This is a genomic window from Franconibacter daqui (assembly GCF_014644275.1).
Taxonomy (GTDB): domain Bacteria; phylum Pseudomonadota; class Gammaproteobacteria; order Enterobacterales; family Enterobacteriaceae; genus Franconibacter; species Franconibacter pulveris.
This window is the reverse complement of the sequence record NZ_BMKJ01000002.1, coordinates 382,318-405,176: the sequence shown is the minus strand read 5'-3', so window position 1 is coordinate 405,176 and position 22,859 is coordinate 382,318. Positions and strand designations below refer to the sequence as shown.

The following is a 22,859-nucleotide window of genomic DNA, read 5'->3' as shown; positions in this document are numbered from 1 at the left end:
TTCTTGTTGCTCGCTGAAGGAGCGGGATAAGCCTGCGCTTATCCCTTTTTCTTCGTCTGTACGGGAAGCGAGCTGAAATTATTCGTCTTCCAGCAGCGCGTCGTAAGCCGCCGCGTCCAGCAGCGCCGCTACTTCGCTTTCGTCGCTGGCTTTGATCTTAAAGATCCAGCCTTCGCCGTACGGCGCGCTGTTCACCAGCTCCGGGGAGTCGCTCAGCGCGTCGTTCACCGCAACGATCTCGCCGCTCACCGGGGCGTAGATGTCAGAAGCCGCTTTAACCGACTCCGCGACGGCGCAATCATCGCCCGCCGCCACGGTCGCGCCCACTTCTGGCAGGTCCACAAACACCATGTCGCCAAGCAGTTCCTGCGCGTGTTCGGTAATGCCGACGGTGTAAGTGCCATCCGCTTCCTTACGCAGCCATTCGTGTTCTTTGCTGTACTTCAGTTCATTCGGCACATTGCTCATGCTTATTCTCCAGATAGCAAAACTTATTGGGCGACCGGCTTACCGGCGCGGACAAAAATCGGTTTAGTGACGTGGACAGGCATTTCGCGGTTGCGGATCTGCACAATGGCGGTATCGCCAATCCCCGCGGGCACGCGCGCCAGCGCGATGCTGTAGCCAAGCGTTGGGGAGAAAGAACCGCTGGTGATGACGCCTTCGCGCACGCGGCCCAGCTCATCGGTAAAGTGAACAGGCTGCCCGCCGCGCAATACGCCTTTTTCTTTCATCACGAGGCCGACCAGTTGTTCGGTCCCCTGCTCCCGCTGCGCTTCAAGCGCTTCGCGACCGATGAAGTCACGCTCCTGCGGCTGCCAGGCGATGGTCCAGCCCATATTGGCCGCGAGCGGCGATACGCCCTCGTCCATCTCCTGACCATATAAATTCATGCCCGCCTCCAGACGCAGCGTGTCGCGCGCGCCCAGACCGCAGGGTTTTACGCCCGCTTCCACCAGCTGCGCCCAGAAGCCTGCAGCGTTCTCATTCGGCATGGCGATTTCATAACCCGCTTCGCCGGTGTAACCGGTGGTGGCGATAAACAGCTCGTCCGCCTGAACGCCAAAAAACGGTTTCATGCCCGCGACCGCTTTGCGCTGCGCTTCGTTAAAGAGCGCGGCGGCTTTCTGCTGCGCGTTCGGGCCCTGCACCGCGATAAGCGACAGGTCGTCGCGCACCGTAACGGAAACGGCGAACGGCTCCGCATGTTCGTTAATCCACGCAAGGTCCTTTTCACGGGTGGCGGAGTTGACCACGAGGCGGAAATAGTCTTCAGCGAGGAAATAGACAATCAGGTCGTCAATGACGCCTGCGGAGGCGGTAAGCATGGCGGTGTAAAGCGCCTTGCCAGGCTGGGTGAGTTTGGCGACGTCGTTCGCCAGCAGGTAGCGCAAAAATTCCCGGGTGCGCTCGCCGCGCAGGTCGACGATGGTCATGTGCGAGACATCAAACATGCCCGCGTCGTTACGCACGGCGTGGTGCTCATCGATCTGCGAGCCGTAGTGCAGCGGCATCATCCAGCCGTGAAAATCCACCATACGTGCGCCACACTGAACATGCTGCTCATACAAAGGGGTCTGTTGGGCCATCTTTTCCTCGTTTTTCTGCCGGGTCGGTGATGGTTTTGGGCCTCTGACTGCCGCGCCCGCCATCTGTCGCCGACACCGATCCCGGCGTCGACGCAAACGTTACCTTTCGCCTGACGTTATCACCGAAATGGCGCGTAAACCATAAGGTGAGTTAAGTCATCACATTAGCTTATGACCAAAATGGGAAAGCTGCGCCACAGCGCTTTTAACTATTTACTAACGGAGCAGAGCGGATAAAGCAGATTTTAATCCTGAGCTTTTCGTTATTGCCCAGCAATAACAACCAAATCAGCGCAAGAATTGCCTTAAGAGAAAAAACGTGTGATGAGAAAAACTAATCCGAAAAAAGCGGTGAAATTAGAATATTTCAAATGAGTGAACACTCCTCTTTTCGTCCGTTGAAAAGAGAAGTGTGACGCAGTTAACGTAACCACTCCGGCAGATCGTGAAGGCCCATCGCCTGGCGCAGCAGTTGCGGTTTAACGCCGGGGAGCGAATCGGCGAGTTTCAGACCCACATCACGCAGCAGCTTTTTCGCCGGATTGTTGCCGGCAAACAGTTCGCGAAAGCCCTGCATGCTGGCGAGCATGACGGCCGCGCTGTGCTTGCGGCTACGCTCGTAGCGACGAAGATAAAGGTGCTGACCGATATCTTTGCCCTGCGCGAACAGGCGACGCAATTCGGCTATCAACTCCGCCGCATCCATAAAACCAAGGTTAACGCCCTGGCCAGCAAGCGGGTGAATGGTATGCGCGGCGTCGCCCACCAGCGCCAGCCGGTGCGCGGCGAACTGCCGTGCGTAACGGCCAGTCAGCGGGAAGACCTGCCGATCGCCTTCCACCTTCGTCAGCCCCAGGCGGTTATCAAAGGCCACGCATAGCGCCCGGTTAAACTCGTCTTCACTGGCCTGCTGCATGCGTTGCGCTTCAAGCGGCGGCAGCGACCAGACGATGGAGCACAGGTGCGGATCGCTAAGCGGCAGAAAAGCAAGAATGCCGTCGCCATGGAACGCCTGGCGCGCGACTGCGCCGTGCGGCTCCTCGGTGCGGATGGTCGCCACCAGCGCGGAGTGTTCGTAATCCCAGAACGTCAGCGGAATGTCCGCTTTATCGCGCAGCCAGGAGTTGGCGCCGTCGGCGCCCACCACCAGCCTTGCGGTGAGCATATTGCCGTCTTTCAGCGTCAGAAACGCCTCGTTCTCGCCCCACGCCACCTGCTGCAGTTCGGCAGGGGCCATCAGCGTAATGTCTTTGCCCTGCTGCGCCTTGTTCCACAGCGCCTGATGAATGACGTTGTTTTCGATGATATGACCGAGGTGCGTATAACCGTACCCCTTATCCTCAAAGGCGATGCGCCCGAAGCTGTCTTTCTCCCACACTTCCATGCCGTGATAGGCGCTGGCGCGCATTTTCAGGATATCGCGCCATACGCCCAGCTTCTCCAGTAACTTTTCACTGGCGGCATTGATGGCGGAGACGCGCAGCGAAGGCGGCGCATCGGCGGCCACGGGCTGCGGCGGCTGATGCTCCAGCACCGCCACGCGCAGGCCGCAGCCTTCCAGTCCGCAGGCTACCGCCAACCCCACCATGCCGCCGCCTACAATCGCCACATCTACGCTTTGCACATTCTTCTCCTTTAACGCGCAACCCAGCCAAGGGTGCGTTGCGCCAGCGCATCACGCGCCGGGGTAAATAGTTCCATCGCCATCAGGCCCAGATTACGCCCTACGACCAGCGGCGCCCAACGGTTGGCAAAAACATGCACCAGCCCATCGGTAATGCCGATGGTGGCGGCTCTGTCCTGTCGACGGCGGTGTTGATAAGCCGCCAGCACGGGATAGCTGCCGATATCCTGCTGCCGGTCATGCGCCTGGGCGAGCGTTTCGGCAAGCGTCATCACATCGCGCAACCCGAGGTTAAACCCCTGCCCGGCTATTGGATGCAGCGTCTGAGCGGCGTTGCCGACCAGTGCGGCGCGATGAGAAATAGCCTGCGAGGAGCGGGTAAGCGAGAGCGGGTAAGCGCTGCGCGCGCCAGCATGGGTAATGCGCCCGAGCCGCCAGCCAAACGCCTTTTGCAACTCATGGCAAAAACGGGCGTCATCCCAGGCCATGACTTCCGCCTCTTTTTCCAGCGGATGGCACCACACCAGCGAGCTGCGCCCCTGCGACATCGGCAGCATCGCGAGCGGACCATATTCAGTAAAACGCTCAAAGGCGCGGCCGTCGTGCGGCTGCGAGGTGGTCACGTTAGCAATAACCGCCAGTTGATGGTAAGGCTGCTGGCGCCAGGTGATGCCGCACTGCGCGCCCAGCGGCGAACGCGTGCCGTCCGCGGCCACCAGCAGACTGCCGGAAAGCGTTGCGCCGCTCTCAAGCTGCACGCTCACGCCCTCTTCGCTTCGCGTGAAGCTTGCCACACGCTCAGGGCAATGCAGCTGCACGCCAGGCGCTTTACGCAGCATACTGAACAACCGCTGCCCAACATCGTGTAACTCCACCACCTGCCCCAGCGCGGCGATGTCATACTCTTTCGCTTCCAGCGTCACGAAGCCCGCATGGCCGCGGTCGCTGACGTGAACGACGCTGATGGGCGTCGCTTTATCGGCAATGGCCTGCCAGACGCCAAACCGCGCCAGCTGCTGGCAGGTGCCGTGCGCCAGGGCGATAGCGCGCGCGTCAAACCCCGGATGCGCGGCGGATTCCGGCGCGCTGGCCTCGACCAGGTGCACCGGCAGCGCGCCGCGGGTGAAGTGCGAAAGCGCCAGCGCCAGCGTCGCGCCGGTCATGCCGCCGCCGATGATGATAACGCTCATGCCTGACGCGCCGCCGCCATCAGCGCTTCGATATCGTCTGCGGATTTCACTACGCTGTGGGTAAGGTTCTCATTGCCGTTTTCAGTGATGAGAATGTCATCTTCGATGCGAATGCCGATGCCGCGGTACTCTGGCGGCACGTCGGCGTCCGGCGCGATATAAAGCCCGGGTTCAACGGTCAGCACCATGCCAGGCTCCAGCGTGCGCGAGCGGTCCGGACCGTAGTGGCCCACATCATGCACATCCAGCCCCAGCCAGTGGCTCAGGCCATGCATGAAGAAAGCGCGATGGGCATTATCGGCAATCAGCTGATCCACCTCGCCTTTCAGGATATCCAGCTTCACCAGCCCGCTGACCATAATGCGCGTCACTTCGCCGGTCACTTCCTGAATGGACGTTCCCGGGCGGAACAGGCGCAGCGAGGTTTCGAGCGATTCCAGCACAATGTCGTAAATGGCGCGCTGGGCAGGGGTAAATTTGCCGTTAACAGGGAAGGTGCGGGTGATATCGCCCGCGTAGCCCTGATATTCACAACCCGCGTCGATAAGCACCAGATCGCCGTCGCGCAATTCGCTTTCGTTTTCGGTGTAGTGCAGGATGCAGCCGTTCTCGCCGCCGCCGACGATGGTGTTGTAGGAGGGAAACCGCGCGCCGTGGCGGTTAAATTCATGATGAATTTCCCCTTCCAGCTGATATTCAAACATGCCCGGGCGGCAGACCTGCATCGCTCGCGTATGCGCAAGCGCGCTGATTTCGCCTGCCCGGCGCAGGATTTCTATCTCTTCCGGCGATTTGAACAGGCGCATTTCATGCACCCAGGGACGCCAGTCGGTAAGCGTGGCGGGCGCGACCAGGTTCTGGCGCGAACCGCGACGCAGTTTCTCCAGCGCGGCGAACACGATGTTATCAGCCCAGTCGTACTGCCCCTGGGCGTGGTAAACCACATCGAGGCCATTTAACAGCTGATAGAGTTGCTCGTTAATCTCATCAAACGCCAGCGCGCGGTCCACGGCGAGTTTTTCCGGCGCCGCTTCCTGCCCCAGGCGGCGGCCAAACCAGATTTCAGCGGTTTTATCGCGCACGCGGTTAAACAACACGCTGTGGTTATGGGTGTCATCGCTTTTGATAAGCACCAGCACCGCTTCCGGCTCGTTAAAGCCGGTGAAATACCAAAAATCGCTGTTCTGGCGATACGGATACTCGCTGTCAGCGCTGCGCGTCGTCTCAGGCGCGGCGAAAATCAGCGCGGCGCTGGCGGGCGCCATCTTCGCCAGCAATGCCTGGCGACGGCGGAGAAACTCTACCTGTGTCATTGCACCTCCTGCTGCGTTTTTATTTTAGTGTAGCGTGGGCTTGCGGATTTCCGGCGCGGTTGGCGCGTTGCGCGTAAACGTGTCATGGCACAGCAGCGCCGCTACGCGCACATATTCGATTATCTCCTCCAGCGACATCTCCAGCTCTTCCTGGTCTTCGTCTTCGTCGTAGCCCAGTTGCGCGATGTTGCGCAGATCGTCGATAGCTTCGCCCGTTTCGCCGGCGACCTTATCAAGCTTAGGCTGCGTGACGCCAAGCCCCAGCAGGAAATGGTTCACCCAGCCCGCCAGCGCGTCGGCGCGGTCGAAGACGCTGACGTCGTCGCCTTCCGGCAAATAAAGCTGAAACAGAAAACCGTCATCCTCCAGGTTGTCGCTGGTCGCGGCGTGCATCTCGCGCAGCGCCTGCGCAAGTTGCTGCCCAAACGCCAACCCCTCGTTAGTGAGGTCATGCAGCAGCGGCTGCCAGCTGCTGTCCTGGTTGCCGCCGCACAGCATTCCGCTGATGAGACCGTGCATTTCCGCAGGGGTCAGCCCCACGCCTTGTTGGTTAAGCAACTGGCCGAGCTCGCCGTAGCGAGGCATTTGGTTCTGTATAGACATGCGCATTCATCGTCGTTGAGGGGATATTCATGGTATGCTACCACTCTGGACCCTGGTGATACCAGAAAAGGGCTTGTATCTCCCTATCAGGGTAGCTATAGTGTCGCCCCTTCGCCGCCCCGGAAGGCGCGAACGGCAGGTGAATCAACAGCAGGAAGGTGGAATGTCTGCACAACCAGTCGATATCCAAATTTTTGGTCGTTCACTGCGGGTGAATTGTCCGCCAGAGCAGCGGGATGCACTAAATCAGGCGGCGGAAGATCTGAATCAACGGTTGCAAGATCTGAAAGTTCGCACTAGAGTCACCAATACTGAGCAACTGGTTTTCATCGCGGCGTTGAACGTCTGTTATGAGCTGGCTCAGGAAAAGACCAAAACCCGTGATTACGCAGCCAGCATGGAACAGCGTATTCGGATGCTCCAGCAGACCATCGAGCAAGCATTGCTTGAGCAAGGTCGCATAAGTGAGAGAACGGGACCAAAGTTTGAATAATACTTTATGGTCTACTATGGTAGAGTGACCGTGAAGAAAAAAATTTCTCTGAGATGTTCGCAAGTGGGCCAGTCCCCTGAGCCGATATTTCAAAAAAACAGAATGTGACGCTCCACGGTTGGTGAGCATGCTCGGTTCGTCCGAGAAGCCTGAAAACCGTGACGACGCATTCACCTTGAACCGCGGGTTCAAGGGTTACAGCCTACGGCGGCATCTCGGAGATTCCCCACTTTTACTACCATGACGCAACGGCCAGTTACTCCCGAACTCAGACAGCAAATCCGCAAAGAAATCCGTCAGTTACGCCGTGCTATTACGCCCGAACAGCAAACGCGATTTGCTCAACAGGCCGCTGCCCGAATGATGGCTTATGCGCCCGTGGTGGAAGCGAAAACCGTAGCGGCGTTTCTCTCTTTTGATGGCGAACTCGATACCCGCCCGCTGATAGAAGGACTCTGGCGCGCCGGTAAGCACGTTTACCTGCCTGTGCTTCACCCCTTCAGTCCCGGTAATCTGCTTTTTCTGCGCTACTTTCCGCACAGCGAACTGATGCTGAATCGTCTGAAAATTTACGAGCCGCCGCTCGATGTCCGCCACGTGTTGCCGCTAAGCGAACTGGATGTGCTGGTCACGCCGCTGGTCGCTTTTGACGCACAGGGGCAACGTCTTGGCATGGGCGGCGGCTTTTACGACCGTACACTGCAAAACTGGCGCAGCCATGAGCTGTGGCCGGTGGGTTACGCCCATGATTGCCAGCAGGTGGCCTCGCTTCCCGTTGAAGAATGGGATATCCCGCTGCCCGCCGTCGTCACGCCTGAAAAGATCTGGACGTGGTAAGCGCCCAACAAAAAGCCCGCCGAAGCGGGCTTTTTTATGGCTCTTTTATCAGTACAGCAGACGAGCGCGAATGGTGCCTGCAATCGCCTTCATGCTTTGCAGCGCTTTGTTCGCCACATCTTCTTCGGCATCAATGTCGATAACCACATAACCCATCTGCGGCGTGGTTTGCAGGAACTGGGCGGCAATGTTAATGCCCTGCTCGGCGAAGATCTGGTTGATAGCGGTCAGCACGCCAGGACGGTTTTCGTGAATATGCAGCAGGCGGCTTACCGTGCCGCCGTGCAGCGGCAGCGAAACTTCCGGGAAGTTAACGGCAGAGAGCGTTGAACCGTTGTCGGAGTATTTCACCAGCTTGCCCGCGACTTCGAGACCGATGTTCTCCTGCGCTTCCTGCGTGGAGCCGCCGATGTGCGGCGTCAGAATAACGTTATCGAATTCGCACAGGGGGGAGTTGAACGGATCGCTGTTAGTGGCAGGCTCCGTCGGGAAAACGTCAATCGCCGCGCCCGCGAGGTGCTTGCGCGACAGCGCGTCGCACAGCGCCGGGATATCAACCACGGTGCCGCGCGCGGCGTTGATCAGCAGCGCGCCCGGCTTCATCAACGAGAGCTGTTCTGCGCCAATCATATTTTTCGTTGAGGCGTTTTCCGGCACGTGCAGGCTGACCACATCGCTCATGTTCAGCAGATCGGAAAGATGCTGAACCTGCGTGGCGTTACCAAGCGGCAGTTTGCTTTCAATGTCGTAGAAATAAACATGCATGCCCAGCGCTTCCGCCAGGATGCCCAACTGGGTGCCGATGTGGCCGTAGCCGATGATGCCAAGCTTTTTGCCGCGCGCTTCATAAGAGCCCGCCGCCTGTTTGTTCCAGATGCCGCGGTGCGCTTTGGCGTTCGCTTCCGGAATGCCGCGCAGCAGCAGCAGCAGTTCGCCGATCACCAGCTCCGCTACGGAACGGGTATTAGAAAAAGGCGCGTTAAAGACCGGAATACCGCGTTTCGCCGCCGCGTTCAGGTCAACCTGATTGGTGCCGATGCAGAAGCAACCTACCGCTACCAGTTTTTCCGCTGCGGCGAAAATCTCTTCGGTCAGATGGGTACGGGATCGCAGGCCAATAAAGTGAGCGTCACGGATCGACTCTTTCAGCGCATCGCTGTCCAGCGCGCCTTTGTGGTATTCGATATTGGTATAACCCGCTGCGCGCAGGCTATCGATGGCTTTCTGGTGCACGCCTTCCACCAGCAAGAATTTAATTTTGTCTTTCTCCAGTGATACTTTTGCCATTTCCCGACCCTGTCTTGTCTTATCAGATTGTGTACTGAGCAATAAGTCAGCCTTCTGCCAACATATCAAAATTTGCGGGTCCGGCAATATGAACGTTTGCGTCAGCGTCCTGAAGAAAAGTCACGCAGTGCAGAAAGGCAGAAGAAAATATTGTGTGGCAGAAATATGACGGCAGAAATGGAAAAGCAGAGACGACGAATGTGACATATGTCACCAAATTTCGCGGTTAAGATTTTTTTACCCTGGCGGGGCGCGCGAGCGCCCCGGTCAGATCATTTCACGATGGTCTTGACACCTTCCGACGTGCCGATAAGCGCAACGTCCGCGCCGCGGTTAGCAAAAAGGCCCACGGTGACGACGCCTGGAATCGCGTTGATCGCATTCTCCAGCGCAACAGGCTCCATGATAGAGAGGCCGTGGACATCCAGAATGACGTTGCCGTTATCGGTCACCACGCCCTGGCGGTATTCCGGACGGCCGCCCAGTTTCACCAGCTGACGGGCTACTGCGCTTCGCGCCATCGGGATAACCTCAACCGGCAGCGGGAAGTTGCCGAGGATATCGACCTGCTTTGACGCATCGGCGATACAGATGAACTTTTCCGCCACCGAGGCGATGATTTTTTCACGCGTCAGCGCCGCGCCGCCGCCTTTAATCATTTGCATCTGGCCGTTTATCTCATCAGCGCCGTCGACATAAATGCCGAGCGAATCCACCTCGTTGAGATCGTAAACGTGAATGCCGAGACTTTTCAGTTTGGCGGTGGAAGCGTCCGAGCTTGATACCGCGCCATCAATCTGATTTTTGATGGTGCCGAGCGCGTCGATAAAATGCGCCGCCGTGGAGCCGGTGCCCACGCCGACAATCGTTCCCGGCTGCACATACTGAAGCGCGGCCCAGCCCACTGCTTTTTTCAGTTCATCCTGCGTCATGATCTTTTGCCTGTGTGTGAAAACTGTGGCGCATTATAGAACAGGCTCGCTGAAAAAGACTCCTTCCGTCAGGCATACTGCTCCGATGATTGCGGTTTCTGCCTGTGCCTGGCAAAAATTTATGTCATAGTGCGAAACATTACGATTCAGGAGCATGCTAAAAAGATGAAACGCCCGGACTACAGGACACTACAGGCGCTGGATGCGGTCATTCGTGAACGCGGGTTTGAGCGCGCCGCGCAAAAGCTGTGTATCACCCAGTCCGCCGTGTCGCAACGCATCAAGCAACTGGAAAACATGTTTGGCCAGCCTTTGCTGGTTCGCACCGTGCCGCCGCGCCCTACCGAACAGGGCCAGAAGCTGCTGGCGTTGCTGCGTCAGGTGGAGTTGCTGGAGGATGAATGGCTCGGCGACGAACAGACGGGCGCGACTCCGCTTCTGCTGTCGCTGGCGGTCAACGCCGACAGTCTGGCTACCTGGCTGTTGCCTGCGCTGGCGCCGGTACTGGTCGACTCCCCTATTCGCCTTAACCTGCAAGTGGAGGATGAAACCCGCACGCAGGAACGTTTACGCCGGGGCGAAGTGGTGGGCGCGGTAAGTATCCAGCCGCAGGCGCTGCCAAGCTGCCTCGTAGATAAGCTCGGCGCGCTCGACTACCTGTTTGTCGCCTCGAAGGCGTTTGCCGAACGCTACTTTCCCAACGGCGTCACCCGCGCTTCGCTGTTAAAAGCGCCTGCGGTGGCGTTCGACCATCTCGACGATATGCATCAGGCCTTCCTGCAACAAAACTTTGACCTGCCGCCGGGCAGCGTGCCGTGCCACATCGTCAACTCATCGGAAGCCTTTGTACAGCTCGCCCGCCAGGGCACCACCTGCTGCATGATCCCGCATTTGCAGATTGAAAAAGAGCTGCAAAGCGGCGAGCTTATCGATCTCACGCCAGGCCTTTGCCAGCGCCGGATGCTTTACTGGCACCGCTTTGCGCCGGAAAGCCGCATGATGCGCAACGTCACCGACGCGCTGCTGGAATATGGCCATAAGGTGTTAAGACAGGAATAAAAAAACCCGCCGGACGGCGGGTTTTTCTTTACTTAGCATTGGTGGTGTTCGTCGCTGGCGCGGCGTTCTGCCCTGGCGCGCTATTGAGCGAAGCTGGAGCGGATTCGCGCTGCGCTTGCTCCGGCTGCAGTTCAAACACCACGTCGACCTGATCGTCAAACTGAATGGTTTGCTGATCGTAGGTATCCTGAGCGCTCACCGGCGCGGCGGCTTCGGCTTTCATCATCCGCACCATCGGGCCCGGCTGGTAGTTCGACACGTGATAACGCACGCTGTACACCGGCCCCAGGTTACGCTTAAAGCCGCTGGCCAGCTGCTGCGCCTGACGTACGGCGTCGTCAATAGCGGCTTTGCGCGCCTTGTCTTTGTACTCTTCCGGATGCGCAACGCCGAGCGATACGGAGCGAATTTCGTTAAGCCCCGCTTTCAGCGCGCCGTCCAGCAGATCGTTAAGCTTGTCCAGCTGACGCAGCGTCACCTCGACGGTACGTACCGCGCGATATCCTTTAAGCTGGGCTTTGCCATCTTTCAGATACTCATATTCCGGCTGGGTGCGTAAGTTCGCGGAGTTGATATCTTTTTTCTCGACATTGTTTTGCTGCAAGAAACCGAGGTATTGCGCAACGCGATCGTCCGCCTGCTTTTTGGCGGAAGCGGCGTCTTTTGCCGTTACGTTGACCTCAATAGCCAGCGTCGCGATATCCGGAACCGCATCCACGCTCGCCGTCCCTGACGTCACGATATGCGGGCCGTCCGGCAATTCATTCGCCTGAATATTTGCCGTGCTAAGTGCGACCAGAGCCGCCAGCGCCATCACTTTAAACTTCACTGTTTCTCCTCCGTGTTGCATTTCACTGAAGTGGCCCGTCCTGCGCGTGCGGGCGTCTGGCTGCAAGCTTAGCTTTCTTAAAACAAATGTCCATCAGAGAAGGTTTAGAGCAGCGTGTTTATGTGCGCAACACCTTCGCGGCCAAGCTGAAAAGCGATGAACCACATCACCAGCCCCACAATGCCGTTGATGATGCGCTGGGCTTTTTCGGTGCGAAGACGCGGCGCAAGCCAGGCCGCCAGCAGCGCCAGGCCGAAGAACCAGAGGATGGAGGCACTGATGGTGCCCAGCGCGAAAGCCCGCTTCGGCGTTTCCGCCAGTTGCCCGCCGAGACTGCCCAGCACCACGAAGGTGTCCAGGTAAACGTGAGGGTTAAGCCAGGTCACCGCCAGCATCGTAGCGATAATCCGCAGCCTGCCTTGATTCATCGCCTGGGCATTCGCCAGCGCAACGTGCCGGCTAAACGCCGTTTTAAGCGCGCCAAAGCCGTACCACAAGAGGAACGCCACGCCGCCCCATGTCACCAGCGCCAGCAACCATGGCGACTGCATGAGGATCGCGCTACCACCAAAGACGCCAGCGCAAATCAGCACGATGTCGCTTAACGCGCACAGCGAAGCGATCATCAGATGATACTGGCGACGGATGCCCTGGTTGAGCACGAAGGCGTTTTGCGGGCCAAGGGGCAATATCATTGCCGCGCCTAAAGCAAGCCCTTGAAAATAATAGCTTAACACTCTTTTTCCCTGAATTTCTTGAGTTGGAAAACAAGTGTAATGCGCCTTTTTCATTAGCCCAAACGCAAAATTTTAATCGCCAATAAGTAGAGCTAATGGGAATAGTCATAAAAAAGCCAGCGTTACGCTGGCTTAATCTTTACTGGGCGCCGGAGAGCTTATCCTGGGGGGCCGGTTTGGCCTCCTGGGCCGTCGACTCCGTAATAATGGCGGACGGTTTCGGCTCCTGTTCAGCCGCCTGCTCCTGCTTAGGCTTCGCAAGCTGCTTCACATTGACGTCCATTTGCGGATAAGGAATGCTGATGCCTTCCGCGTCCAGCGCCTTCTTGGCGCGCTCCAGAATATCCCAATAGACTTCCTGCAGGTCGCTGCTCTTGCTCCAGCAACGAATAACAAAGTTGATTGAGGAAGCGCCCAGTTCATTCATACGCACCGTTCTGTCGCGATCTTTCAAAATACGCTCGTCAGACATAACAATATCGGTAAGGATCTGACGCACGCGATCGATATCGGCATCGTAAGAGACGCCGATAATCAGCTCGTTGCGACGAACCGGTTCGCGGGAATAGTTAATAATGTTGCCGGCGATGATTTTCCCGTTGGGCACGACCACATACTTCCCGTCGGCGGTGATAAGCGTGGTGGAGAAAATCTGTACGTGTTGCACCGTACCCGCAATGCCGCCGAGGTCGACATATTCACCGGCGCGGAAAGGCCGGAACGTGACCAGCAGCACCCCGGCCGCCAGGTTGGACAGCGAACCCTGCAACGCCAGCCCCACGGCCAGACCTGCGGCACCGAGTACGGCGATGACAGAAGCAGTCTGCACGCCCACGCGGCCCAGCGCGGCAATCAGCGTAAAGGCAATGATGCCGTAGCGCACCAGCGCGGAGAGGAAGTCCGCAACGGTCGCATCCACATGACGCGCCACCATCACACGGTTAAGGGTGTTGGAGATGGCGCGAGCCACAATCATCCCGACGATAATAATGGCTATCGCCGCCACAATGTTGACGGCATAGCTCAGCAGCAGCGCCTGGTTGCGCACCAGCCAGCCTCCCGCATTATTGATGCTGTCTACCACATTTAAATCTTCCATTCGGCACTCCTCGTAGTGACCCCGGCCGGGTTAAAAATTTACTGCCCGAAGGACGGCAGCGAAGTGATTTAAGGGTAAACAAAACGGCGGGATTACGCCAGGCGACAGGCAGAGGGCGGAGGACGCAGCAGGTTGATTTAACAAAAAGAAAGGCCCGCCAGAAGCGGGCCTGAGAAAGAGTTAAGGCAATTGTTACAGAACGTCAACAGCGTTCAGTTCTTTGAATGCCTGCTCCAGACGCGTCACCATGCTGACCTGCGCTGCACGCAGCCAAACACGCGGGTCGTAGTATTTCTTGTTCGGCTGATCTTCCCCTTTCGGGTTGCCGAGCTGACCCTGCAGGTAAGCTTCGTTCTCTTTGTAGTACTTCAGGATACCTTCCCAGGTTGCCCACTGGGTGTCGGTATCGATGTTCATTTTGATAACGCCGTAGCTTACGGAGTCTTTGATTTCCTGAGCGGAAGAGCCGGAACCGCCGTGGAACACGAAGTTCAGGCTGTTGTGCGGCAGGTTGTGTTTCTTAGAAACGTATTCCTGAGAGTCGCGCAGGATGGTCGGGGTCAGCTTCACGTTACCCGGCTTATAAACGCCGTGTACGTTACCGAAGGACGCCGCGATAGTGAAACGGTGGCTGATCGCGTTCAGTTTGGTGTACGCGTAGTCAACGTCTTCCGGCTGGGTGTACAGAGCGGAAGCGTCCATATGGCTGTTGTCCACGCCATCTTCTTCACCGCCGGTGCAGCCCAGTTCGATCTCCAGGGTCATGCCCATTTTGGACATGCGCTCCAGGTACTTGGAGCAGATCTCGATGTTCTCTTCCAGAGACTCTTCAGACAGGTCGATCATGTGAGAGGAGAACAGCGGTTTGCCGGTAGCGGCGAAGTGTTTTTCACCCGCGTCCAGCAGGCCGTCGATCCACGGCAGCAGTTTCTTTGCGCAGTGGTCGGTATGCAGAATAACCGGAACGCCGTAGTGCTCCGCCATCTGATGAACATGATGCGCACCAGAGATAGCGCCCAGGATGGCCGCCTGCTGGCCTTCGCCTTTGAAGCCTTTGCCCGCGATGAACGCAGCACCGCCGTTAGAGAACTGTACGATAACCGGCGCTTTTACTTTGGCAGCGGTTTCCAGAACGGCGTTGATGGAGTCAGTACCCACGCAGTTTACCGCCGGCAGCGCGAAGTGGTTTTCTTTAGCTACCTGGAACACTTTCTGTACGTCGTCACCCGTGATGACGCCCGGTTTTACGAAATCAAAAATTTTAGACATTTACGTAGTCCTGTATCTTCGGCCGTTAGAAAAAAGTGCGAGCCCTGACAGTCAAAGCACGCTGAAAACAACGGGCGAGGAAGCCTCGCCCGTATCAATTACTGCTTAGCGCGCTCTTCGAGCATAGCTACTGCCGGCAGTACTTTACCTTCCACGAATTCGAGGAATGCGCCGCCGCCGGTAGAGATGTAGGAAATTTTGTCCGCGATGCCGAACATATCGATAGCCGCCAGAGTGTCGCCGCCGCCTGCGATGGAGAACGCATCACTTTCAGCAATAGCGCGAGCGACGATCTCGGTGCCTTTACGGAAGTTCGGGAATTCGAACACGCCAACCGGACCATTCCACAGAATGGTTTTGGCATTTTTCAGGATTTCAGCCAGTTTCTCAGCGGAAACGTCGCCCATATCCAGAATCTGTTCTTCATCTTTGATTTCAGAAACAGACTTCAGGGTAGCCGGCGCGGTTTCAGAGAATTCAGTCGCAACGCGAACATCAGTCGGAACCGGGATATCGCAGGTGCCCAGCAGACGTTTGGCTTCATCAACCAGGTCCGCTTCGTACAGGGATTTACCTACGTTGTGGCCCTGAGCGGCAACGAAGGTGTTAGCGATGCCGCCGCCTACGATCAGCTGGTCAGCGATTTTGGACAGGGAATCCAGTACGGTCAGCTTGGTGGAAACTTTAGAACCGCCAACAATGGCGACCATCGGACGAGCCGGCTCTTTCAGCGCTTTACCCAGCGCGTCCAGCTCTTCCGCCAGCAGCGGGCCTGCGCACGCTACGTCGGCGAATTTACCAACGCCGTGGGTGGAAGCCTGAGCGCGGTGCGCGGTGCCGAACGCATCCATAACGAACACGTCGCACAGGGCGGCGTATTTCTTCGCCAGGGTTTCGTCGTCTTTCTTCTCGCCCTTGTTGAAACGGACGTTTTCCAGAACAACCAGTTCGCCTTGCGCGACTTCAACACCGTCGAGGTAATCTTTTGCCAGGCGCACCGGAGCATTCAGCTTGTCTTTAAGGTAGTTCACTACCGGCAGCAGAGAGAATTCTTCGTTGTATTCGCCTTCGGTCGGACGACCCAGGTGGGACGTTACCATCACTTTCGCGCCCTGTTTCAGCGCCAGTTCGATGGTCGGCAGAGAAGCGCGAATACGCGCGTCGGAAGTAACTTTCCCTTCTTTAACCGGTACGTTCAGGTCGGCACGGATCAGTACGCGTTTACCTGCCAGATCCAGATCGGTCATCTTAATTACAGACATGGTGAATCCTCTCGTTGATTCTAAAGTTTTGCAGACGCAAATCGCGTCTTACCTGAAACCAATAGCTGCCATGGCTAACGTGGTGTCGAGCATCCGGTTAGCAAAGCCCCATTCATTATCACACCACACCAGCGTTTTGATGAGGTGCGCCCCACTCACCCGTGTCTGCGTGCCGTCCACAATGGCACTGTGCGGATCGTGGTTAAAATCAGTTGAGACCAACGGTAATTCCGTATAGTCAACTATACCATGAAATGCACCCTGTGCCGCTTTTTGCAGCAACAGGTTGACATCGCACGCTTTTACCGGCTGACGAACCGTGACGCTCAGGTCAATCGCCGTCACGTTAATGGTCGGCACGCGCACGGCGATGGCTTCAAAATGGTCATGAAATTTCGGGAAAATTCGGCTGATGCCTGCCGCAAGACGCGTATCCACCGGAATGATCGACTGACTGGCGGCGCGCGTACGGCGCAAATCGGGGTGATAGGCGTCGATAACCTGCTGATCGTGCATGGCCGAATGGATCGTCGTCACCGTGCCGGACTCAATGCCGAAAGCGTCGTCGAGCAGCTTTATCACAGGAATAATGCAGTTGGTGGTGCAGGAGGCGTTAGAGACGATGCGATGATCCGCTTCGAGCAGCGCCTGGTTGACGCCGTAAACCACCGTCGCGTCAAGATCGTTGCCGCCGGGATGGGAGAAAAGCACTTTCTTCGCGCCTACTTCCAGGTGCGCTATGCCATCCGCGCGGGAACCGTACACGCCGGTGCAATCCAGCACGATATCTACGCCCAGTTCGCGCCAGGGCAGCGCTTCTATATTGCGCTCATGCAGCAGACGAATGGTGTCGTTGCCGATCCACATCAGCTCCGCTTCCTGGCGCACATCCCAGGCGAAGCGGCCGTGGCTGGTGTCATATTTCAACAGGTGCGCCATGCCCGTGGCATCCGCCAGCTCGTTGATAGCCACCACGGTGATTTCAGCCCGACGCCCTGATTCGTATAATGCGCGAACCACGTTACGCCCGATACGACCGAAACCATTAATCGCTATGCGTAGGGTCATAGGTCTCCTGCAAAGCATTCCCGGATTGAGTTGGCTGACAGAGTAATGCAGCCATCCTCTGAGGGGAATCCTCGCCTGTCACAAACTGCATCTGTTTGATTATTTGTCGAACATTTAATCGACTGAAACGGTTCAGCCAGAATAATCGAAAGCCGGAATAAAAGGAACGATCGGCCAGGGAAAGCGCCTTAAGTTCTGACCTGCGTCACATTTTTAATGGAATAAATTCCATTCCCCTGGCATTACTGCGCCTGGAACTGGTCATCAGAGCGACAACTTTCACCAGAAACGGGAGGTTACGCTACGAACGTTGCCGCCCTACAATAAGAAACCATCTGACTTACCCTGGTAAACCGCCATGTTAACCGCCCCGCTTTCCGAAAATTTGTCTGATCTCAACACGCTGCGCCTGCGTTTTCGCGGATGCCTGCTTGGAGGGGCGGTTGGCGACGCGTTAGGCGGTCCGGTGGAGTTTTTGAGCCTCCCGGAAATTACGGCGCGTTTCGGCGCGCAGGGAATTACGGATTACGAAGCGGCCTGGGGCGGCAAAGGGAAGATAACCGACGATACGCAGATGACACTGTTCACAGCGGAAGGGTTGCTGCGCGGCTGGGTGCGCGGCGCGATGCGCGGCATTGCCCCTGCTTTTACCGGCACTACCGCTCACGCCTACCAGCGCTGGCTGCTGACGCAGGGAGAACATAACCGTCACGGGCTGCTGAAAGGCTTTTCGCTTTCCGGCTGGCTTATCCAGCAACAAGCTCTTTACAGCGCCCGTGCGCCGGGCGTTACCTGCCTGAGCGCGCTACGCGAGATGAAACGCTTTGGCGAACCCGCCAGTAATAACAGCAAAGGCTGCGGCGGCGTAATGCGCGTAGCGCCGGTGGGGCTGTTTTATGCCCGCAATCAGGAGACGGACGCCGTCCGGCAGGCTTTCGATATGGGATGCAGGCTGGCCGCGCTTACCCACGGGCACCCTACCGGCTGGCTTACGGGCGGCGTACTCGCCGTGCTGGTTTTCCATCTTGCACAAGGAGAGACGCTGCACGCGGCGGCTGACAGCGCGATTGCGCTATTGAAAACGCAGCCCGCGCACGAAGAAACGCTTCATGCCATTGAGCTTGCGCAACACCTAGCCCAGACGCCGACGCCGTCCCACGAGGCGATAGCGAAGCTTGGCGAAGGCTGGGTAGCGGAAGAGGCGCTGGCCATTGCGGTTTATTGCGCACTGGCGGCCCGCTCGTTTGAACATGGCGTGCTGATGGCGGTGAATCATAGCGGAGATTCCGACTCGACAGGCGCCATTGCAGGCAATCTTCTGGGCGCGATGTATGGCGTCACGGCTATCCGGACGGCGTGGCTGGAAAACCTTGAGCTCAACAGCGTGATACAGGAGATAGCGGACGATCTGCTGGAGTATAAAGCGTGGGAAATATCAGACTATACCCTCACGCCGTTTACTCAGGCACTGCTTAAAAAATACCCGGGCGACTAAAAAGATGCATAAAAAACGGGAGGCGCCAGGCCTCCCGTTTGGTTTCACTTTAACAAATGTGATTACAGCAGCGATTTCGCCTGGCTTACCACGTTATCCACGGTGAAGCCGAACTCGGTGAACAGCTGCTCCGCCGGCGCGGATTCGCCGAAGGTGGTCATGCCTACTACCGCACCGTTCAGGCCGACATATTTGAACCAGTAGTCCGCGATGCCCGCTTCGATAGCCACGCGCGCGCTAACCGCTTTCGGCAGCACCGCTTCGCGGTAGGCCGCATCCTGCTTGTCGAACGCGTCGGTCGACGGCATGGAAACCACGCGCGCCTTCACGCCTTCGGCAGACAGTTTTTCCCATGCCGCTACCGCCAGCTCCACTTCAGAACCGGTTGCGATGAAGATAAGCTGCGGCTGGCCGTCGCAATCTTTCAGCACGTAAGCGCCGCGGGCGATATCCGCCAGCTGCTGCTCGCTGCGCTCCTGCTGCGCCAGGTTCTGACGAGAGAAGATAAGCGCAGTCGGGCCATCCTGGCGTTCAACCGCGTATTTCCACGCGACCGCAGATTCTACCTGGTCGCACGGACGCCATGTGCTCATATTCGGCGTTACGCGCAGCGCCGCCAGCTGTTCAACCGGCTGGTGAGTCGGGCCATCTTCGCCCAGACCGATGGAGTCGTGGGTATAGACCATCACGTGACGCTGCTTCATCAGCGCCGCCATGCGCACCGCATTACGGGCATATTCCACAAACATCAGGAAGGTAGACGTGTACGGCAGGAAACCGCCGTGCAGCGCGATGCCGTTGGCAATAGCGGTCATGCCGAACTCGCGCACGCCGTAGTGAATGTAGTTGCCTGCAGCGTCTTCGTTAATCGCTTTGGAACCAGACCACAGCGTCAGGTTGGAAGGCGCGAGGTCCGCTGAGCCGCCGAGAAACTCCGGCAGCCACGGGCCAAACGCTTCGATAGCATTCTGAGAGGCTTTACGGCTGGCGATTTTCGCCGGGTTCGCCTGCAGTTTCGCAATGAAATCCTGCGATTTCTGCGCGAAGTCCGCTGGCATTTCGCCTTTCATGCGGCGGGTAAACTCTTCGGCTTCCTGCGGGAAGGCTTTGGCGTAAGCGGCGAACTTCTCGTTCCATGCGCGCTCTTTCGCGGAGCCCATCTCTTTGGCGTCCCACTGCGCGTAGATCTCTTGCGGGATCACGAACGGCTCGTGTTTCCAGCCCAGTTGTTCGCGGGTCGCCGCCACTTCCGCATCGCCCAGCGGCGCGCCGTGGGAGTCATGCGTGCCCGCTTTGTTCGGCGAGCCGAAGCCGATGATGGTTTTGCACATCAGCAGGGACGGTTTGTCCGTTACCGCACGCGCTTCTTCGATGGCGCGCTTGATGGCGTCCGCATCGTGACCATCCACGCCGCGCACGACGTGCCAGCCGTAAGCTTCAAAACGCTTAGCGGTGTCATCGGTGAACCAGCCTTCAATGTGGCCGTCGATGGAAATGCCGTTGTCGTCGTAGAACGCCACCAGTTTGCCAAGGCCCAGCGTGCCCGCCAGTGAGCAAACTTCGTGGGAGATGCCTTCCATCATGCAGCCGTCGCCCAGGAAGGCGTAGGTGTAGTGGTTAACAATGTCGTGGCCCGGGCGGTTAAACTGCGTCGCCAGCGTTTTCTCCGCGATAGCCATGCCCACGGCGTTAGCGATGCCCTGCCCCAGCGGACCGGTGGTGGTTTCAACGCCTGCGGTGTAACCCACTTCCGGGTGGCCCGGGGTTTTGGAATGCAGCTGACGGAAGTTTTTCAGCTCTTCGATCGGCAGGTCGTAGCCGGTGAGGTGCAGCAGGCTGTAAATCAGCATCGAGCCGTGGCCGTTAGAGAGCACGAAACGGTCGCGGTCGGCCCAGCTCGGGTTCTGCGGGTTATGGTTCAGGAAATCACGCCACAGGACTTCGGCAATGTCAGCCATACCCATCGGGGCACCCGGATGACCGGATTTGGCTTTCTGTACTGCGTCCATGCTGAGCGCACGAATAGCATTGGCAAGCTCTTTACGAGAGGACATTTTGACTCCAGATCGGATAGTTAAAGGCCACGCCTTAGTAACGACTTGACTACCACGCGTTATGGGCTACGCCCGGAAAAAGTGGCAAACAATGTAACCCAAGCGGATGGGCATGTACATGGAGCATCCTTTTGTTGCCTAAGAAATCTCTGGATCATGTGCGCAGAAAGCGCTACGGCCTCGCTCACTGCGTACTGACTTCTTTATACTGCTCATCATGCCGGTAAACTCCGCTGGCGAGGCTATACCCTTTTTATTCACTTTTGCGGAAGCACACACATGAAGATGCGCGCGATTCTGCTCGCTATGGGCGCGGCGGCCCTGCTGAGCGGTTGTCAGAACATGGATTCCAACGGCCTGCTTACCTCCGGCGCCGAGGCGTTTCAGGCTTACACGTTAAGCGATGCGCAGGTAAAAGCATTAAGCGATGAGTCCTGTAAAGAGCTGGACAGCAAGGCGACTATCGCCCCGGCCAGCAGCCAGTACGCCCAGCGCCTGAAAACGATCGCCGCGGCGCTTGGCGACAACATCAACGGCCAGCCGGTGAACTACAAGGTCTATATGCAGAAAGATGTGAACGCCTTCGCCATGGCGAACGGCTGCATCCGCGTCTACAGCGGCCTGATGGATATGATGACCGACAACGAAGTGGAAGCGGTAATCGGCCATGAAATGGGTCACGTCGCGCTGGGCCATGTGAAGCGCGGCATGCAGGTGGCGCTCGGCACTAACGCCGTACGCGCCGCCGCCGCTTCCGCAGGCGGCATCGTCGGTAGCCTGTCGCAGTCGCAGCTTGGCGCGCTGGGCGAACAGCTGGTCAATGCGCAGTTCTCGCAGCGCCAGGAATCCGAAGCGGATGATTACTCCTACGATCTGCTGCGTAAGCGCGGCATTAGCCCGCTGGGGCTCGCCACCAGCTTCGAGAAGCTCGCGCAACAGGAAGCAGGCCGCCAGAGCTCAATGTTTGACGACCATCCGGCCTCCGCGGCACGCGCCGAGCATATTCGCGAGCGCATGGCTGCCGACGGCATCAAATAAAAAAGCGGGGTGGCTTAACGCCCCCCGCCCTGTTGAAAAAGCCGGTTAACGCCGGCTTTTTTGTCTTGTCTTACGCGCCTTTTTTCGCCGCCTGGATGTAAAGCATTTCCAGCGCCAGCGTCGCCGCGGCAAGCGCGGTGATGTCAGACTGATCGTAAGCCGGCGCCACCTCTACAATGTCCATCCCGACGATGTTCAGATCCTGAATACCGCGCAGCAGCTTAAGCGCGCGATCGGAGGTCAGCCCGCCAATCACCGGCGTGCCGGTGCCCGGTGCGAACGCCGGATCCAGACAGTCGATATCAAAGGTCAGGTAGACCGGCATATCGCCCACAATCTGCTTCACCTGCGCCACAACGTCCGCCACGGAGCGATCGTTAACCTGCGGCGCGTCCAGCACGGTAAAGCCGTTGTCTTTGTCGAACTCGGTGCGAATACCAATCTGTACGGAACGGGTCGGGTCAATCAGCCCTTCGTTCGGCGCGGTGTAGAACATGGTGCCGTGGTCGAATTCGCAGCCGTTAGAGTAGGTATCGGTGTGCGCGTCGAAATGCACCAGCGCCATTTTGCCGAAATGTTTGGCGTGGGCGCGCAGCAGCGGCAGCGTAACAAAATGGTCGCCGCCGAAAGAGAGCATGCGTTTGCCAGCCGCCAGCAGTTTTTCCGCATGCGCCTGCAGATTTTCACTCATTTCACGCGCGTCGCCGAAGGCGTAAACCAGGTCGCCGCAGTCCACCACGTTCAGGCGCTGGCGCATGTCGAAATCCCACGGGAAGCGGTTGCCTTCCCAGGCGAGATTAGTGGAAACCTGACGAATAGCCGCCGGTCCGAAGCGGCTGCCCGCACGGCCGGAAGTCGCCATATCAAACGGCACGCCGGTGATGACCCACTCCGCGTCGCTGTCGTACGGCTGGAAATTTACCGGCAGACGCAAAAAACCAAAGGCGTTGGATACCAGGGAGTTGTCGTACTGATGGCCTAAGGTGTTCATGAACATGACCTCTTGGTTACGTGAAAAAAGAGATAAAAAAAATCCCCTCCGCGTCGTTAAACCCGACGAGGAAGGGATTGATGGGTATAC

The 22,859-nt window shown here is 57.8% G+C and carries 21 protein-coding genes and 1 other RNA gene; 6 read left to right on the top strand and 16 right to left on the bottom strand.

Going from position 1 to position 22,859, the window contains the following annotated elements; translation table 11 throughout:
- Positions 1–78: 78 nt before the first annotated feature.
- The 6 genes from gcvH to IEX01_RS11195 all read right to left on the bottom strand — a co-directional run bounded on the left by gcvH (position 79) and on the right by IEX01_RS11195 (position 6,319).
- Positions 79–468, bottom strand: coding sequence for a glycine cleavage system protein GcvH (gene gcvH / locus IEX01_RS11220; protein WP_024555534.1), 390 nt, complete (start codon positions 466–468; stop codon positions 79–81).
- A gap of 23 nt (positions 469–491) precedes the next feature.
- Complete coding sequence (gcvT, locus tag IEX01_RS11215; protein WP_024555535.1) at positions 492–1,589, bottom strand: glycine cleavage system aminomethyltransferase GcvT; 1,098 nt, start codon at positions 1,587–1,589, stop codon at positions 492–494.
- Positions 1,590–2,010: 421 nt separating this feature from the next.
- Positions 2,011–3,213, bottom strand: coding sequence for an FAD-dependent 2-octaprenylphenol hydroxylase (gene ubiI, locus IEX01_RS11210; protein WP_024560366.1), 1,203 nt, complete (start codon positions 3,211–3,213; stop codon positions 2,011–2,013).
- A gap of 11 nt (positions 3,214–3,224) precedes the next feature.
- Positions 3,225–4,403, bottom strand: coding sequence for a 2-octaprenyl-6-methoxyphenyl hydroxylase (gene ubiH, locus IEX01_RS11205; protein WP_188723856.1), 1,179 nt, complete (start codon positions 4,401–4,403; stop codon positions 3,225–3,227).
- Positions 4,400–5,716: a Xaa-Pro aminopeptidase gene (gene pepP / locus IEX01_RS11200; RefSeq protein WP_024555538.1), complete on the bottom strand. Its 1,317-nt coding sequence runs from the start codon at positions 5,714–5,716 to the stop codon at positions 4,400–4,402. The genes ubiH and pepP overlap by 4 nt, the downstream gene beginning before the upstream one ends.
- A gap of 24 nt (positions 5,717–5,740) precedes the next feature.
- Entirely contained in the window at positions 5,741–6,319 is a 579-nt protein-coding gene (locus IEX01_RS11195) for a YecA/YgfB family protein (protein ID WP_024555539.1), read from the bottom strand.
- Between the two features lie 163 nt (positions 6,320–6,482).
- On the opposite strand from IEX01_RS11195, the gene zapA reads away from it, so the two are divergent.
- The 3 genes from zapA to IEX01_RS11180 all read left to right on the top strand — a co-directional run bounded on the left by zapA (position 6,483) and on the right by IEX01_RS11180 (position 7,649).
- A complete protein-coding gene (zapA, locus tag IEX01_RS11190; protein WP_024551313.1) occupies positions 6,483–6,812 on the top strand; it encodes a cell division protein ZapA in 330 nt (109 codons plus the stop codon).
- Positions 6,813–6,854: 42 nt separating this feature from the next.
- Positions 6,855–7,038: non-coding RNA, 6S RNA (gene ssrS / locus IEX01_RS11185), on the top strand.
- A gap of 14 nt (positions 7,039–7,052) precedes the next feature.
- Complete coding sequence (locus tag IEX01_RS11180; protein ID WP_188723855.1) at positions 7,053–7,649, top strand: 5-formyltetrahydrofolate cyclo-ligase; 597 nt, start codon at positions 7,053–7,055, stop codon at positions 7,647–7,649.
- A gap of 48 nt (positions 7,650–7,697) precedes the next feature.
- On the opposite strand, the gene serA is transcribed toward IEX01_RS11180, so the two are convergent.
- Complete coding sequence (gene serA / locus IEX01_RS11175; RefSeq protein ID WP_024555541.1) at positions 7,698–8,936, bottom strand: phosphoglycerate dehydrogenase; 1,239 nt, start codon at positions 8,934–8,936, stop codon at positions 7,698–7,700.
- A 272-nt stretch (positions 8,937–9,208) separates the two neighbouring features.
- Positions 9,209–9,868: a ribose-5-phosphate isomerase RpiA gene (gene rpiA, locus IEX01_RS11170; protein ID WP_024555542.1), complete on the bottom strand. Its 660-nt coding sequence runs from the start codon at positions 9,866–9,868 to the stop codon at positions 9,209–9,211.
- A gap of 165 nt (positions 9,869–10,033) precedes the next feature.
- Between rpiA and argP the strand changes: the two genes are divergently transcribed.
- Positions 10,034–10,927 carry a DNA-binding transcriptional regulator ArgP gene (argP, locus tag IEX01_RS11165; RefSeq protein ID WP_024555543.1) on the top strand — a complete coding sequence of 298 codons (894 nt, stop codon included), beginning with the start codon at positions 10,034–10,036 and terminating at the stop codon, positions 10,925–10,927.
- 28 nt (positions 10,928–10,955) lie between these two features.
- Here the strand turns inward: argP and IEX01_RS11160 are convergent, their stop codons facing one another.
- From IEX01_RS11160 to epd, 6 genes are all read right to left on the bottom strand, one after another.
- Positions 10,956–11,756: an oxidative stress defense protein gene (locus tag IEX01_RS11160; RefSeq protein WP_188723854.1), complete on the bottom strand. Its 801-nt coding sequence runs from the start codon at positions 11,754–11,756 to the stop codon at positions 10,956–10,958.
- Positions 11,757–11,860: 104 nt separating this feature from the next.
- The gene (gene argO / locus IEX01_RS11155; protein WP_188723853.1) at positions 11,861–12,493 is read right to left on the bottom strand and encodes an arginine exporter ArgO; all 633 of its coding nucleotides are present in this window, start codon (positions 12,491–12,493) and stop codon (positions 11,861–11,863) included.
- 139 nt (positions 12,494–12,632) lie between these two features.
- Positions 12,633–13,592 carry a small-conductance mechanosensitive channel MscS gene (mscS, locus tag IEX01_RS11150; RefSeq protein ID WP_188723852.1) on the bottom strand — a complete coding sequence of 320 codons (960 nt, stop codon included), beginning with the start codon at positions 13,590–13,592 and terminating at the stop codon, positions 12,633–12,635.
- Between the two features lie 192 nt (positions 13,593–13,784).
- A complete protein-coding gene (fbaA, locus tag IEX01_RS11145; protein WP_024555547.1) occupies positions 13,785–14,861 on the bottom strand; it encodes a class II fructose-bisphosphate aldolase in 1,077 nt (358 codons plus the stop codon).
- 98 nt (positions 14,862–14,959) lie between these two features.
- The gene (gene pgk / locus IEX01_RS11140) at positions 14,960–16,123 is read right to left on the bottom strand and encodes a phosphoglycerate kinase (RefSeq protein WP_024555548.1); all 1,164 of its coding nucleotides are present in this window, start codon (positions 16,121–16,123) and stop codon (positions 14,960–14,962) included.
- Positions 16,124–16,171: 48 nt separating this feature from the next.
- The gene (epd, locus tag IEX01_RS11135) at positions 16,172–17,191 is read right to left on the bottom strand and encodes an erythrose-4-phosphate dehydrogenase (RefSeq protein ID WP_188723851.1); all 1,020 of its coding nucleotides are present in this window, start codon (positions 17,189–17,191) and stop codon (positions 16,172–16,174) included.
- A 358-nt stretch (positions 17,192–17,549) separates the two neighbouring features.
- Between epd and IEX01_RS11130 the strand changes: the two genes are divergently transcribed.
- Positions 17,550–18,686, top strand: coding sequence for an ADP-ribosylglycohydrolase family protein (locus IEX01_RS11130; protein ID WP_188723850.1), 1,137 nt, complete (start codon positions 17,550–17,552; stop codon positions 18,684–18,686).
- Positions 18,687–18,748: 62 nt separating this feature from the next.
- Here IEX01_RS11130 and tkt read toward each other — a convergent pair whose 3' ends face one another.
- Positions 18,749–20,740, bottom strand: a complete 1,992-nt coding sequence (tkt, locus tag IEX01_RS11125; protein WP_188723849.1) for a transketolase — start codon at positions 20,738–20,740, stop codon at positions 18,749–18,751.
- 279 nt (positions 20,741–21,019) lie between these two features.
- Here tkt and loiP point away from each other — a divergent pair, with 279 nt between their 5' ends.
- Positions 21,020–21,778, top strand: a complete 759-nt coding sequence (gene loiP, locus IEX01_RS11120) for a metalloprotease LoiP (RefSeq protein ID WP_024555552.1) — start codon at positions 21,020–21,022, stop codon at positions 21,776–21,778.
- A gap of 70 nt (positions 21,779–21,848) precedes the next feature.
- Here the strand turns inward: loiP and speB are convergent, their stop codons facing one another.
- Positions 21,849–22,769: an agmatinase gene (gene speB, locus IEX01_RS11115; RefSeq protein WP_024560373.1), complete on the bottom strand. Its 921-nt coding sequence runs from the start codon at positions 22,767–22,769 to the stop codon at positions 21,849–21,851.
- Between the last annotated feature and the right edge of the window lie 90 nt (positions 22,770–22,859).

Bases quoted from the DNA above. Each gene is read 5' to 3' on its own strand.
- gcvH (WP_024555534.1), bottom strand. From the start codon at position 468: ATGAGCAATGTGCCGAATGAACTGAAGTACAGCAAAGAACACGAATGG.
- IEX01_RS11180 (WP_188723855.1), top strand. From the start codon at position 7,053: ATGACGCAACGGCCAGTTACTCCCGAACTCAGACAGCAAATCCGCAAA.
- rpiA (WP_024555542.1), bottom strand. From the start codon at position 9,868: ATGACGCAGGATGAACTGAAAAAAGCAGTGGGCTGGGCCGCGCTTCAG.
- IEX01_RS11195 (WP_024555539.1), bottom strand. From the start codon at position 6,319: ATGTCTATACAGAACCAAATGCCTCGCTACGGCGAGCTCGGCCAGTTG.
- ubiH (WP_188723856.1), bottom strand. From the start codon at position 4,403: ATGAGCGTTATCATCATCGGCGGCGGCATGACCGGCGCGACGCTGGCG.
- speB (WP_024560373.1), bottom strand. From the start codon at position 22,769: ATGAACACCTTAGGCCATCAGTACGACAACTCCCTGGTATCCAACGCC.
- mscS (WP_188723852.1), bottom strand. From the start codon at position 13,592: ATGGAAGATTTAAATGTGGTAGACAGCATCAATAATGCGGGAGGCTGG.
- pgk (WP_024555548.1), bottom strand. From the start codon at position 16,123: ATGTCTGTAATTAAGATGACCGATCTGGATCTGGCAGGTAAACGCGTA.
- tkt (WP_188723849.1), bottom strand. From the start codon at position 20,740: ATGTCCTCTCGTAAAGAGCTTGCCAATGCTATTCGTGCGCTCAGCATG.
- zapA (WP_024551313.1), top strand. From the start codon at position 6,483: ATGTCTGCACAACCAGTCGATATCCAAATTTTTGGTCGTTCACTGCGG.
- argP (WP_024555543.1), top strand. From the start codon at position 10,034: ATGAAACGCCCGGACTACAGGACACTACAGGCGCTGGATGCGGTCATT.
- pepP (WP_024555538.1), bottom strand. From the start codon at position 5,716: ATGACACAGGTAGAGTTTCTCCGCCGTCGCCAGGCATTGCTGGCGAAG.
- gcvT (WP_024555535.1), bottom strand. From the start codon at position 1,589: ATGGCCCAACAGACCCCTTTGTATGAGCAGCATGTTCAGTGTGGCGCA.
- IEX01_RS11130 (WP_188723850.1), top strand. From the start codon at position 17,550: ATGTTAACCGCCCCGCTTTCCGAAAATTTGTCTGATCTCAACACGCTG.
- loiP (WP_024555552.1), top strand. From the start codon at position 21,020: ATGAAGATGCGCGCGATTCTGCTCGCTATGGGCGCGGCGGCCCTGCTG.
- fbaA (WP_024555547.1), bottom strand. From the start codon at position 14,861: ATGTCTAAAATTTTTGATTTCGTAAAACCGGGCGTCATCACGGGTGAC.
- epd (WP_188723851.1), bottom strand. From the start codon at position 17,191: ATGACCCTACGCATAGCGATTAATGGTTTCGGTCGTATCGGGCGTAAC.
- serA (WP_024555541.1), bottom strand. From the start codon at position 8,936: ATGGCAAAAGTATCACTGGAGAAAGACAAAATTAAATTCTTGCTGGTG.